This is a genomic window from Aestuariivivens sp. NBU2969, from assembly GCF_019931125.1.
GTDB classification, from domain to species: Bacteria; Bacteroidota; Bacteroidia; order Flavobacteriales; family Flavobacteriaceae; genus Aestuariivivens; species Aestuariivivens marinum.
Genome location: NZ_JAIOUU010000021.1, coordinates 1 through 13,837 on the forward strand (window position 1 = coordinate 1; position 13,837 = coordinate 13,837).

The 13,837-nt window shown below is 35.0% G+C and carries 8 protein-coding genes and 1 tRNA gene; 4 read left to right on the forward strand and 5 right to left on the reverse strand.

Annotation, left to right across the window (positions count from 1 at the left end):
- Nucleotides 1–169: 169 nt before the first annotated feature.
- Together K7G79_RS12435 and rseP are read right to left on the reverse strand one after the other, a co-directional pair.
- Nucleotides 170–243 (reverse strand) — tRNA-Asn (locus K7G79_RS12435).
- Nucleotides 244–312: 69 nt separating this feature from the next.
- Entirely contained in the window at nucleotides 313–1,656 is a 1,344-nt protein-coding gene (gene rseP, locus K7G79_RS12440; RefSeq protein WP_223551918.1) for an RIP metalloprotease RseP, read from the reverse strand.
- 172 nt (nucleotides 1,657–1,828) lie between these two features.
- Between rseP and K7G79_RS12445 the strand changes: the two genes are divergently transcribed.
- From K7G79_RS12445 to K7G79_RS12460, 4 genes are all read left to right on the forward strand, one after another.
- Nucleotides 1,829–2,497, forward strand: a complete 669-nt coding sequence (locus K7G79_RS12445; RefSeq protein ID WP_223551953.1) for an SCO family protein — start codon at nucleotides 1,829–1,831, stop codon at nucleotides 2,495–2,497.
- Nucleotides 2,498–2,686: 189 nt separating this feature from the next.
- Entirely contained in the window at nucleotides 2,687–2,920 is a 234-nt protein-coding gene (locus K7G79_RS12450; protein WP_223551919.1) for a FeoA family protein, read from the forward strand.
- On the forward strand, nucleotides 2,913–5,012 hold the full coding sequence (feoB, locus tag K7G79_RS12455) for a ferrous iron transport protein B (protein ID WP_223551920.1): 2,100 nt from the start codon (nucleotides 2,913–2,915) through the stop codon (nucleotides 5,010–5,012). The genes K7G79_RS12450 and feoB overlap by 8 nt, the downstream gene beginning before the upstream one ends.
- A 28-nt stretch (nucleotides 5,013–5,040) precedes the next feature.
- A complete protein-coding gene (locus K7G79_RS12460; protein WP_223551921.1) occupies nucleotides 5,041–5,178 on the forward strand; it encodes a FeoB-associated Cys-rich membrane protein in 138 nt (45 codons plus the stop codon).
- Between the two features lie 158 nt (nucleotides 5,179–5,336).
- Here the strand turns inward: K7G79_RS12460 and K7G79_RS12465 are convergent, their stop codons facing one another.
- The 3 genes from K7G79_RS12465 to K7G79_RS12475 form a co-directional block, all read right to left on the reverse strand.
- A complete protein-coding gene (locus K7G79_RS12465) occupies nucleotides 5,337–8,699 on the reverse strand; it encodes a VCBS repeat-containing protein (RefSeq protein WP_223551922.1) in 3,363 nt (1,120 codons plus the stop codon).
- 96 nt (nucleotides 8,700–8,795) lie between these two features.
- Nucleotides 8,796–10,364: a RagB/SusD family nutrient uptake outer membrane protein gene (locus K7G79_RS12470; protein WP_223551923.1), complete on the reverse strand. Its 1,569-nt coding sequence runs from the start codon at nucleotides 10,362–10,364 to the stop codon at nucleotides 8,796–8,798.
- A gap of 11 nt (nucleotides 10,365–10,375) precedes the next feature.
- Nucleotides 10,376–13,816: a TonB-dependent receptor gene (locus tag K7G79_RS12475; protein ID WP_223551924.1), complete on the reverse strand. Its 3,441-nt coding sequence runs from the start codon at nucleotides 13,814–13,816 to the stop codon at nucleotides 10,376–10,378.
- Nucleotides 13,817–13,837 lie beyond the last annotated feature (21 nt).

A 13,837-nucleotide genomic window follows, 5' to 3' on the forward strand; every position in this document is an offset into this window, starting at 1 on the left:
TTAGGGGAGTCAGGAATACGGAATACTTCTTATATCGCTTGATTAAATTATATTCTTAAAATGGTAAAAACCCAGATTTTGGACTTGATCCCTTCTTTGTAGAGTAAATGCGGATTTCCAAGGATTAGACAAAAAAAAGCCATCAATAATGATGGCTTGTCCAATATAGCTCCCCCTCTTGGGCTCGAACCAAGGACCCTTTGATTAACAGTCAAATGCTCTAACCAACTGAGCTAAGGAGGAATGTTTTTCGCTTTTGCGAGCGCAAATATATATTAAATTTTAATTACTACAAATTTAATAATTAAAAAATTAATTAAAAATAGCCTTAAAAATATCATTCCCATTGGCAAATAAAACCAAAGCTATTAAAATAATAAATCCTACCATTTGAGCATACTCCATAAATTTATCTCCAGGTTTTCTGCCAGATACCATTTCATAAAGTAAAAACATAACATGGCCCCCATCTAAAGCAGGTATTGGCAATAAATTAAGAACGCCTAACATAATTGACAAAAATGCTGTTAACATCCAAAAATCTACCCACGACCATGAGGATGGGAAAATATCATAAATTGCCTTAAATCCACCTAATCCTTTATAGGCTCCTGTTTTAGGATTGAAAATGGCCTTTAACTGGTCGAAGTAAGAAAAGATCATCTTTGTAAATTTATCGGCTCCTACCACTATGCTTTCCGAAAAAGAGTATTCCTTTCTAACAATTTGAAAATACCCTAATTCTGCCATACGTTTTTCACTGATTCCTGGAAAAATTCCAAATTTACCTTCATCGTCAACCCTTAAGTTAAGTGAAATTTTTTCGTCCTCTCTTAATATTTCAACTGGAACCGTTTGTCCTTTAAGCCCTTTCAGCCTCGGCTTTAATTCATCAAAATAGGTTAACGGTTCATTATTAATTGAAAGGAACAGATCTCCCTTTTTTAAATCTGCATCTCTATTTACAGATTCTTTATCAACTTTGCCTACCATAAAAGGCACCCTTAACTCAAACAAGCCATACTCTCTCTTAGAAGTAGATAACCGCCCCAAAAAATCCTCGGGTAAGTCGATAGTAATATCTTCGCCTTGCCTATTTACTGTGATAGATTTTGCTGCAATTATATTAGACCTGATTTCTGACTCATTTTCAATCCGTTCCCCATTGATCGCTAGAACATTATCTCCCGTTTTAAAACCTAACTCAAGTAACAAAGGATTTTCAATCGAAAAACCTCCCTTAAGACTATCCAATGAAATATCTGAATCGCCATAAGTGAACGACACAAAAATGTATATAATTAACGCTAAGATAAAATTAACCGTAACACCCCCCAACATAATAATTAAACGCTGCCATGCTGGTTTTGAACGAAATTCCCATGGCTGTGGTGGTTGGGCCATTTGTTCAGTATCCATGCTTTCATCTATCATCCCAGAAATTTTAACATAACCCCCTAAAGGCAACCAGCCAATACCATAAACAGTTTCACCTATTTTCTTTTTAAATAGTGAGAACTTCACATCAAAAAACAAGTAGAACTTTTCTACACGTGTTTTAAATGCCTTTGCAGGAAGAAAGTGGCCTAACTCATGTAAAACAATTAACAGAGAAAGGCTCAATAGAAATTGGGATATTTTTATAACAAACTCCATAAATCTTCAGTCAATTTTTTATAATCGCACAAAAGTAAGCTTTTAAAGCTAGTTTAAAAAAGATATTTATAAGACACAGACGCTTTTAACACGAATTTAAGTGTCATTAATTCTTTTCCTGATGGCTCTTTCATTGTACTTTTGCAACAATTTAATGTCTCAAAACAATAAAATGCTGTCGTTTTTCAAGGTCTATAAAAAGTTTGCTATCGTTTTTGCCATACTTTCCATTATCATTATTGTTATTATTTACAATACTTTAAACATCTACCAGCCACTGCCTATTTATCAACCTACCATGGTAAGCACAGAATTAGTAGATAGCACCATTCAATACCAAAAAAAATATCATAAAATAGCCGACTTCTTATTGACCAACCAAAATGGAAAAACCATTACCGAAGCCAATTACAAAGACAAAATCTATGTGGCCGATTTCTTTTTTACTACATGCCAGACCATTTGTCCCATTATGACCGATCATATGGCAAGCATTCAAAAGGAAATTATAAATGATGATGAAGTACTATTATTATCACATACCGTTACTCCAGAAATTGATACTGTAGCACAGTTAAAACGCTATGCCGTTGAGAAAGGAGTAATTGATAGAAAATGGAACTTGGTTACCGGAAATAAAGAACAGATTTACAATTTGGCCCGTAAAAGCTATTTGGCTGTAAAAGACAATCCCTATACTGGAAAATATGACATGATACATACCGAAAACTTTATGCTCATTGATAAAAAGCGACAAATACGTGGGTTTTACGACGGTACAAAACCCGAAGACATCGACAAACTCCTTAAGGATATCAAACACTTAAAAAAAGAAAAATAAAGTGCTATTGAAAAGTTGTCAAAGTTGTTTAAGTCTTTATTTACTAAAGAAGCTTCAAGAACCTCGGCCCCCAAATTAAAGTTCTGAATACTTTATAGCCATGGAATTTTTAAAAACTTTGAACTTGAAACTTTGAACTTGAAACTAATTGACTTACTTTTGCTTCTTTAAAATCAATCTAAATAAGCCTTGCAGTATACCATAGCACATCTTAAGCGCGGCGAACGCGGTATTATTACCAATGTATCTTCTAAATCAATTCCCTTAAAGTTATTGGAAATGGGCTGCTTACCTGGCAATATAGTCGAACTTGTTCAAGTAGCACCTTTTCAAGACCCCATGTACCTAAATATTAACGGATCACATTTAGCGATTAGAAAAGAGACTGCGATTCATATTCAAATTGAAAAAATAAATGGGTAAACAAATAAATGTTGCTTTAATTGGAAACCCAAACACGGGAAAAACCTCTGTCTTTAATGCTCTAACTGGCTTAAACCAGAAAGTAGGTAATTACCCTGGAATAACGGTTGAAAAAAAAGAAGGCATCTGCAAATTACCCCGTGGTGTTAAAGCGCATATAATAGACCTCCCTGGAACTTATAGCTTAAATGCCTCATCGCTTGATGAAAATGTGGTTATAGAGCTTTTGCTTAATAAAAAAGACAAAGATTTTCCAGATGTTGCTGTTGTAGTTAGTGATGTTGAAAATTTAAAACGCAATCTGCTGCTTTTTACCCAAATTAAGGATTTGGAAATTCCAACTATTCTGGTCATAAACATGGCAGACAGGATGGACTACAAAGGTATTTCGTTAGACATTGCTTATTTAGAAGAACGCCTCAATACAAAAATAGCATTAGTAAGCACCCGAAAAAAGGAGGGCATCGATCTACTTAAAGATCTAATTACCAATTACAAAGAAATTTCAGTTACACCGTGTTTGGACACTTCAGAAATTGACAAAGATTATTTTGACAATCTGCGCAAGGCCTTCCCCAATCAATTACTCTATAAACTCTGGCTGGTTATTACTCAGGACGTGAACTTTGGAAAAACAGAGCGAAAGGAAATTGAAGACGTGTCCTCTTTTAAGACTAAAAGCAAAGTAGATTTAAAACGACTTCAACAAAAGGAAACTATAAAACGTTACCAGTTTATTAATGATGTTCTAAAAGTAGGGCAAACCATTGATTTAAAAAGTGCTAAAGATTTACGCATTAAATTAGACAGAATTGTTACCCATAAAGTATGGGGTTATCTTATTTTTGGAGTCATCCTGCTAACCATTTTCCAAGCCATTTACGATTGGTCCAGTGTACCAATGGATTTTATTGATAGTACTTTTGCTTCCCTCAGTGAATGGACCAAAAATCAACTCCCTGCCGGCGCATTTACCAATTTATTGGCAGAAGGCATAATCCCAGGGCTTGGTGGCATTGTTATTTTCATTCCCCAAATCGCATTCCTTTTCTTATTCATTTCAGTTTTGGAAGAAAGTGGATATATGAGCCGTGTTGTATTTTTAATGGATCGCATTATGCGTCGTTTTGGTTTAAGCGGAAAAAGTGTTGTTCCTCTAATTTCGGGAACAGCTTGTGCCATTCCAGCCATTATGGCAACCCGAAATATTGAAAGTTGGAAAGAAAGGCTTATTACTATTTTAATTACCCCTTTCACTACCTGCTCGGCAAGGCTTCCCGTATACTTAATTATTATTGCCCTCGTAATTCCCGAAGGTCGTTTTCTTGGTTTAGGATATCAAGCCTTAACCTTAATGCTTCTCTATTTAATAGGATTTGGAACAGCTGTCATTTCGGCTTATATCCTCAATAGGATATTAAAAATTAAAAGTCGTACCTTTTTTGTGGTTGAAATGCCCAATTATAAATTACCACTTTTTAAAAATGTGGTATTCACGGTTGTCGAAAAAACAAAATCTTTTGTGTTTGGTGCCGGTAAAATTATTTTAGCTATTTCCATAATTTTATGGTTTTTAGCATCATACGGCCCTAATGAAAATTTTAATAACGCAGAAAACATAGTTAAAACCAAATTAGCCGATAAAAATATAACTGAGGACGAACTACAGCAAAAAATAGCTTCCCATAAATTGGAACACTCCTTTATAGGTATTACCGGAAGAACCATTGAACCACTTATACGCCCCTTAGGCTACGATTGGAAAATAGGCATAGCCATAGTAAGTAGCTTCGCTGCACGGGAAGTATTTGTTGGCACATTGGCAACCATTTACAGTGTGGGTAGCGATCAAGAAGAAACCATAAAAAATAGGATGGCAGGTGAAATAAACCCTATTTTAGGGGGGCCGTTGTTTAATTTTGCTTCAGGTATTTCACTCTTACTTTTTTATGCCTTCGCCATGCAGTGCATGAGCACCTTGGCCATTGTAAAACGTGAAACCAATAGCTGGAAATGGCCTGTTTTACAACTGGCTATCATGAGTAGTTTTGCCTATATTGTTGCTTTAATTGCATATCAATTTTTGAAATAATAATAGACCTCTAACGTCATAAAGCATTATGAACCATATTGTCCAAACCATATTAGTAATTGCTGCATTGGTTTTGGCTCTTCTGTTTTTAGTGAAAAAATTCTTTTGGAAAAAAGCTTCAAAATCCAAAAAATCGTGTGGTGGGGATGATTGTGGATGCCATTAAAAAAATACACCATGGTTTACACTATAAACAGAAAAAACTTCATATAATTTCACAAAACATCTTATTCAATTAAGGTTATGGATAATTTGAAACCATATAAAAAGTCTGAACGATAGTTAGAAAAAACAAAGTTCAGACTTTCTTCTTTTACTGTATTACTAGTTTATTTGAAGCAGTGACAAAACATCGTTGTTCTTAGCAATTAAGATCGCCTTCTTTCCTCTTACGGTTATAAAAGCTGCATCTTTAACATCGCCGTTCGCCCATAAGTTAGCTGTTGAATTTGATACGAATTGAAACTTCTTATCGCTAGTATTATTTCCTAGCAATAAAAACCCATAGTTGGCATCGTTTCTAGGTGTTTCCACTTCCGACCCAAAAAGATTGCCCAACAACAGAATATCTTTTTGATTGTCGTTGTTATAATCTTCTACCAAAATTTTATTTACAGAAGAAAGTTGCACTCGATTTTCAAAGGGTTGGAATGTAAACTTACCATTATTGTTCACGAGTATTGCAGAAGCAAAGTCATTTGCCTCATAAGTTATCCCTTTGCTAAGTTCATCTCCATAAATATCCCTTATGTTTGCCGATCCAAATTCATTGTAGTTTTTAAATTTCTTTTTAATAAAAGGCATTTGTTGGGAAGAACACTGCCGTCCCCTTACAGGATAAATTTCATTCTCTTGAGTGTACCCCAAAACTATGTCGTCTGTATTGTTGCCATCAAAATCGTTTAAATACAAATAGAAAGGTTTTTCAAAACTCGCCTTATACTTATAATTCTGGCCTAAATTGCCTGCAATAATATCTAAATCCCCATCATTATCAATATCATTTACTTCAATAGCACTCCACCAACCAATATGCTCTGCCAAGCCATATTCCTTAGTTTTATTGCTAAAAGTTCCTGAGTCATTAATAAACAGTTCTATAGTTCCCCACTCATTAGCAACAAGCAAGTCTTGATCTCCATCTTTATCCATATCTGCCCAAGTGGAAGATGTTACCATGGTGTGCTCCAACACCTCTGACATTACATCTTTTGTAACATCTTTAAACTGTATTTTGCCTTTATCAGAAATATTTTCCAACAAATAACTGTTGACTGGCCTACCATAAAAACCTGGTTTAACCCTGCCTCCAACAAACAAGTCTAAATCACCATCATTATCATAATCACCAATGGAAACTCTTAATCCGCTCGACGTTATATTAGGTAATGCGGAAATGTTTTTTACAAAATTACCATTACCCTTATTCTCATAAAAACGATCTAAATAGTAGCTATTACCAACCTCTTTTTCTGTACCTCCGCTAATCACATAAAGATCGCTGTCGCCATCATTATCGGCATCAAGAAATATGGCTCCAACATCTTCATGTTTTCTATCTGAAGTAAATGCCGAAATGGTTTTGATAAAGTTTCCCGATTGGTTTTGTATATACAATGCACTCGATTGGTCTTTGGCTCCACCAATATAAAAGTCATCTAACCCATCGTTATTAACATCTGCGACAGCTAAAGCTGGTCCCAATTGAGACATTCTGTGTGGCAATAATACTTCTTTTTCAAAGTCATCAAAATTGTTTTCTTCATGCTTGAAATCAATTCCCGATTCATTAGTGATGTCTTCAAAATAACCTCTGGAGCTACTAACGGCTTTATTATTTAATCTACCCTGATCTTTAAATGACATTGTAATAGTTTGATTTGGCTTAATGTTTTTAACCACATGGCTAGTATTATCATTCCAAATTACTTTTAAACTGTCTATTATTTGTGTTTGACCTACTCCAAAATGAACATCGCCTGCCATTGCAGATTGAAATCCTCTAGTGAAATGATTTTCTATTATTTGTTGTGTAGATTTGGAATACAACTCAATACGCGTTCCTATGGCATTAAGGTTTTGCTTAGAACCTTTCAATTTTACTTTTAAGTAGTTATTTGAAGTCGTATTGTTTTGATAAATAAACGAAATACCAGATGAGTTGTTAACTACTATATCCATGGCACCATCATTATTAAAGTCAGCATATGCAGCACCATTTGAGTTTGTAACTTCCTGTTCTATATCTAGTTTTTTGAAGGTAAGGTCTCCATTATTAACGTAAAAGTAATTTTCCTTTTTACGAGTTGGCATTCTAGATAGAATATCTGTGATGTAGCTCTCAGTATCTACCTTTTGGTTCTTAATAACCTCTGCTTGTTTTTCTTTTCTGTAATTAACAAAATCGTTATTTCTAAAATCTCCCTTAATTCCATTTGAAATAAATAAATCTTTGTTACCGTCATTGTTAAAATCGAAAAATAAGGGTGCCCAGCTCCAATCGGTACTTGAAACCCCTGCTATTTGTGCTATGTCAGAAAACATTGGGACTCCAGTTTCCTTATTCACTCCATTATTGAGCTGCAATGTATTATACATGTATTGATGGTGCAGACCTAAATTGGCATTTCTGTAAAATCGTTCTGGAGCCATTCCACTCATACTCGTTTTTTGAGAAAAATTGTCTTCAGCCATCATATCAACGGCCATAATATCCAATAGTCCATCATTATTTATATCAGCAATATCATTGCCCATAGAAAAATTAGAAATGTGTTTAAAGGCTTCTAACGAAGCTTCTCTAAAAGTGCCATCATGATTATTAATGTATAAAAAATCTTTTTCAGAAAAGTCATTTCCAATATAAACATCTGGCCAACCATCGCTGTTTAAATCTGCTATTGCTACTCCCAGCCCATAACCAATCATATTATTAATTATTTTGGCTTGTTCTGTGACATCCACAAACTTTCCATTATTATTTTTATAAAGACGATTTCCCCTAAATTCTGATTTTTGTTTGATTAGGTTTTTCAAGTTGTTTTCATCATAGGTGTCAATACCGTGATTTAATAAGAACATATCTAAATCACCATCTTTGTCATAATCAAAAAAAGTAGCTTGGGTTGTAAAATCTGGTATATCCAAACCATAATCGCTAGCTCTATTTTCAAAATGTGGTATCCCACTTTGGTTAGCCCCTAGATTGATCAGCAATTCATTTCTTCTATGGTTTTTATCATCTATTTTTCCAGATTTACAATAATAGATGTCCATTAATCCATCATTATTAATATCGACCAGTGTAACTCCAGTACCAAAACCGTAACTCCCTGTTGCATTGGCTGTTCTGGCAACATTTTTAAATTTCATGTCTCCTAAATTCAAATACAAAGCATTTGATTTAGTACTGTTTACGAAATAAATATCTATTAAATCATCATTATTAAAATCGGCAACAGCAACACCTCCACCATTATAATAATACTCGTAATACAATCCATTATTACTTAGGTTTTCCTTAAGCTCATTTAAAAAAGAAATCCCTGTTCTTTCTGGAGGCAGAACCGTAAACAATTCATTTTGGTTTTCCTCAGCTAATTGGTCATGCGAATTTTGTTTTGCATTATCCTTTTTGCAGGCATTAAGCATTAATAAAAAAGCCAGAACGCAAATTGTTTTTTTCATTTGTCGATTTTCAATTTTGAAAAAGAACCCATCTATAAAAATGGGTTCTTTAAACTATAAAAACTAACTCAAACTAAACTATATATAAAGTTTACATTAATAACCTGAATTTTGAGTCAAATTAGGATTCTTATCAATTTCCCCTTGTGGTATTGGAAACTTAAAGTTTGCATTATCCCAATTTCGGGTTTCCCATACGTCCTTGCCATCATCAATAAGGGCGCCGTTGGCATCCATATCTACTCTGTAAATGGTTAAAACTTCCGAATCACCAGCTATTCCCCAACGTCTAATATCCCAAAAACGATGCTCTTCAAAGGCAAGTTCAACTCTACGTTCACGTCTTACCCTAGTTCTTAATTCAGATTGACTTCCAACAACTATTGGTGGCATATCAGCTCTTTCTCTTACCGCATTTATAGCATCTACGGCCAAATCTAAACTGGTTCCAGATTCAATTAAAGCCTCAGCATAGTTAAGATACACTTCTGCTAATCTTACATGAATCCAATGTTGGGTACTTTGTTCTCCATGATTTCGGTCTTCTTGAATCATTTTCTTCATGGCGTAACCTGTTCTGGTCCAATCTCCACTAGTTTGTATTCCCGCATGTCCACCAGGTCTAAACTCCCAAGTAACGCCTTTCCATACTGAACCTTCATACAAAATTGAGGCTTCAAATCGAGGATCCCTACCATCATATGGATTGTTCGGATCGTAACCAGAACCGGCTTCAGCAGGTAATAACCCCGTATCTTTCATTTCATATTGATCTACAAGATTTTGAGTAGGGCAAGTGCCACCCCATCCACTAACTGAACTGTTGGACTTAGGTGTGTTAAACAAATTTCCCCAATGCCCTTTATCAGGATCACTGAACTGAGTATCAAAAATAACTTCTGAGGCACCATTGTTTACAAAAACACTTTGATAATCTGAATCCAAATCACGTGACGTATTATCCAATACTTGTTTCGATGCTACTGCCGACTCAGAATATCTGCCTTCATATAGTAGCACACGCCCTTTCATGGCCATTGCTGCGTCCCAAGACCCCCTAGTAGATGACGCCGTCTCAGCGTTTTCAAAAAAACCTGCTGAAGTGTCGTACTCAGAAACTATAAAATCTAAAGTCTCTTCTGCTGAGTTTCTTGAAACAAGTAGATCATCTGTCAATTCTTGTGGAACGGTTATTATTGGAACACCTCCATAAGTTCTTAAGAGCAAAGTATAGTAATACCCTCTTAAAAAGTGGGCTTCACCTTTTAATCGATTCTTTACTTCGTCTGTTCCTTCTAACTGATCATAATTTTGAATGAAACCGTTCAATCGTCTTATTTGAAAATAAGCATTACTCCATAAACCATTAAAAGGCGAGTTACCTGTTGTTATGTTTGCTGGGTTAAAAATGGTATTAGAAGCAGGCCAAGTATATGCATTTTCTGCATCATCTGATGCCGCATCGAGCATATACCACCCTCTTGACCAACCATGAGGCACGCCATTATAAACTGCATTTAAGAACGTTTCTGCAAAAGCAGGGTCTGTAAACACCACATCGGACGAAATAGCCCCTTGTGGATCAAAATCAATAGAATCACTAGTACATGAAAATTGTAGTATAACAAATGATCCTATATAAAATAATAATTTTATATTTTTCATGATATTTTTTTTTAGAATTGTAGATTAACACCTAAATTATAAACTCTTTGTTGCGGATAAAACCACCCCCTAGCTTGCGGGTTCTCAGGATCTAGATGCTTAATTTTTGACCAAGTCACTAAGTTTCTTCCATTAAGGTAAACTCGTAATTTGTTTATGCCAATTTTATCTAAAACGTTTTGCGGTAAAGTATAGCCAATTTCTATATTCTTAAAGCGGATATAGTCTCCAGGTACTAACCAATATGATGAAAAACGTTGGTTTACAGCATTATTTATTAATGTTAACCTAGGGTAACTGGCATTCGTATTAGTTACATTGCCATCGGCACCAATTTGAGCGCGGTCTAAATGCCTGCCAAAAACTTTTCCGCCATTAAAAAATGCCCAAGCTGCTTCTTCAGACAAATACATATCAAAATTCGCAGCACCTTGGAACAATGCAGCAAAATCAAATTGTTTGTAATTAAACCCAAGGTTCAACCCAAAAGTAATCTCAGGAACATTAATTTTCCCAATAAATGTTCTATCGTCATTATCTACCTTGCCATCCCCGTTTAGATCTTTATACTTAATATCCCCAGGCTGCGGATTTTGGGTTTGATACACACCGTCTGGTGCTGCTGCATCCAAATCGTCTATCTCCTGCTGGGTTAAGAACAAGCCTTCGGCAATAAATCCAATTCGGCCTTGAGCACCAATTTGTCTACCTGTAAGTCTTCTTAAAGGATCTACATCATCAGGTTCGGCAACATCGACAACCTCATTTTGGGCATAACCAAAATTAAAGTTAGTAAAATAGTTAAAGTCTTTAACATTTCCTTTGTGATTTATTACAACTTCAAATCCTCTATTATCAATTACCCCTATGTTTTCGGCAGGAAGTATGGCCCCAAAGGTACTCGGAACTTCTAATTCTCTTGTAGTTAATATATCGGATGTTCTTTTATAAAACACATCTGTTTCAATAGTTAATGCGTTATGCCATAAGCCCAAATCAATACCAAGGTTATAGGTTTTGGCCTTCTCCCAAGTTGTTGCATCATCTGGCAAACCACTACTAACTATAGTCTGCGCTACACTGGAATTATCTATAAAAGCGCCGCCAAATCCAAAAAACTCCAAATATCTGAATGCCCCAATACCTGAGTCGTTTCCTAATTCACCGTAAGACGCTCTAAACTTTAAATTGCTTATAACATTAGAGTCATTTAAAAAACTTTCCTCTGATGCTCTCCAAGCTAATGAAACCGAAGGGAAAAACCCGAATCGAGAATCTTTACTAAACTTATACGACCCATCATACCTTCCATTAAATTCAAACAAATACTTATTATCGTATGCATAGGTAAATCGACCCGCATAACCTAAAATACCTGTTTCTGAAGTACTATTTGAAATGCTTCTGGTTTCCGCATCACCAGCAATAAAGAAATCAACAGCAGTACCTAAAACATTACTTATACCTGCAGATAGGAAATTGTTTTCTGTTACAGTTCTAGAATATATTAATTTGGCTCCAACATCATGTTTATCGAATGTTTGGTTATAACCTAAAATAGCTTCTGTAACAAGCTTAAAACCTTGGCTTTGCGACTCAGAAAGACTAGCTTTTTCACCACGATCGTTAGGAGTACTCGTGCCAAACGTTCCGTCTGCTGCATTAAAGGTAGTAAATGTTCGAGGCACAGAGAACGATTTATTTCTAAATGTCGCCCTATCATAAGCAACTTGGGTCGTTAAATTTAATCCTTCTAAAAAGGGAAAATCTATTTTCAACGCAATTTTCGATTGAAAATCAAAATTACGCGTATCTGAATACCCTACATTTATCTCTGGCTGTAATCCAAATATAGAATAACCTCCGTTTGAATATTGATTTACTTCAGTAGGAGGCGTTCTCATAATTCTAGAGAACAAGGTTCCTGCACCAATACCTGGTCGGTTACGAGTTTCAAAACTTCCACTAAAATCTGTAGAAAGATTAATGTTGTCGTTTATTTTTATATCTAAGTTAGAACGGAAATTAAAACGGTCGAAGTTGTTTCTATCATAAATAGCATCTTCATAAAGGTATCCCAAGGATGTAAAATAATTGATGCTATTAGTTTTGCTACTACCACTAGATGAAATATCTACATAATGCATTGGTGCACTAGAATCCAGCACCTCGTCTATCCAATCTGTATCTGGATGTGTATCTGGACTAGAACCATCCCTAAACTTTTGTAAATCTTCAGCAGTATAGGCAGCTGCTACACCATCATTAGCATTTGCTTCGTTCAATAAAGTTGCATAATCGTAAGAATCTAAAAAATCAGGCAATCTTGTAGGCTGTTGTACAGCTGTATAAGCATTAACACTAAATGTATTTTTACCCTTTCCTCTTTTGGTTGTTATTAAAACTACTCCATTTGCAGCTCGCATACCATATATAGCTGATGCAGCGGCATCTTTTAAAACACTTATGTTTTCAATATCATTAGCATTAATATTATTAAGTGCTCTTGGAATACCATCAACAAGTATTAGAGGCGCATTAGATCCCAAAGTACTCAATCCACGAATATTTACAGACGAACTACTGCTACCTGGCTCACCAGAGCTTTGTATGGTTATAACCCCAGCTAATCTTCCTGATAATGCACTACTAACACTTGAGGTGCTATTTTTCACAATATCTTCAGACTTTACCGTAGCAACAGAACCCGTTAGATTTACTTTCTTTTGTGCTCCGTAACCAATAATTACAACTTCATCCAACTCAGATGTACTTTCCTGTAAGGTTACATTTATTATGTTCTGATCGTTAACCGCTATTTCTTGGGTTGCATATCCTATATAAGAAAACACTAAAACACTGTCTGGATTTTCTACATTAATGGAGTAATTGCCGTCAAAATCAGTAGTGGTTCCATTTGAAGTACCTTTTACTAAAATAGTTACTCCTGGTAAGGAGTTACCATTAGCATCTACAACTTTACCATTAACACTGGTTTGCAGGACAGATTGAAGATACTCCTTTACCTTTGTAGGAGATAAAGAAGAGGTAACATTGGTTTCTTTTTCCCTAAAAAGATTTTCAATTTTTAATTTTAATTCTGGCCTATCCTTTGGAAATAATATAATTTGATTTCTAAGGAAACTGAAGTCTATGTTAGTGTTTTCAAACAGTTGACTTAAGACATCATTAATTTCAACATTCTCAACAGCTAGTGACTTTTTTAAGCCAACATTAACAATACTACTGTTGTAAAAAAAGCTAAAGTCGCTTTTTTGTTCAATTTCAGTAAGAATTTTTTTAATTGGTACATTTTCCGCATTTAAGGTGATACTCTGTGAGTACACTTCACTTGCAAAGATCTTTGTAAGCGCAACGCAAAGTAAGACTAAATAAATTTTCATAATCCGAAAAATAGGGATCCCTGAAAAAAAGTGTTGCTTTTTTTTCATACTTAGTTTGGTTTTAATTGT

What these genes read in the sequence shown, in the direction of transcription:
- K7G79_RS12470 (WP_223551923.1), bottom strand. Translation starts at nt 10,364, where the DNA reads ATGAAAAATATAAAATTATTATTTTATATAGGATCATTTGTTATACTA.
- rseP (WP_223551918.1), bottom strand. Translation starts at nt 1,656, where the DNA reads ATGGAGTTTGTTATAAAAATATCCCAATTTCTATTGAGCCTTTCTCTG.
- K7G79_RS12475 (WP_223551924.1), bottom strand. Translation starts at nt 13,816, where the DNA reads ATGAAAAAAAAGCAACACTTTTTTTCAGGGATCCCTATTTTTCGGATT.
- K7G79_RS12460 (WP_223551921.1), top strand. Translation starts at nt 5,041, where the DNA reads ATGAACCATATTGTCCAAACCATATTAGTAATTGCTGCATTGGTTTTG.
- K7G79_RS12465 (WP_223551922.1), bottom strand. Translation starts at nt 8,699, where the DNA reads ATGAAAAAAACAATTTGCGTTCTGGCTTTTTTATTAATGCTTAATGCC.
- feoB (WP_223551920.1), top strand. Translation starts at nt 2,913, where the DNA reads ATGGGTAAACAAATAAATGTTGCTTTAATTGGAAACCCAAACACGGGA.
- K7G79_RS12445 (WP_223551953.1), top strand. Translation starts at nt 1,829, where the DNA reads ATGCTGTCGTTTTTCAAGGTCTATAAAAAGTTTGCTATCGTTTTTGCC.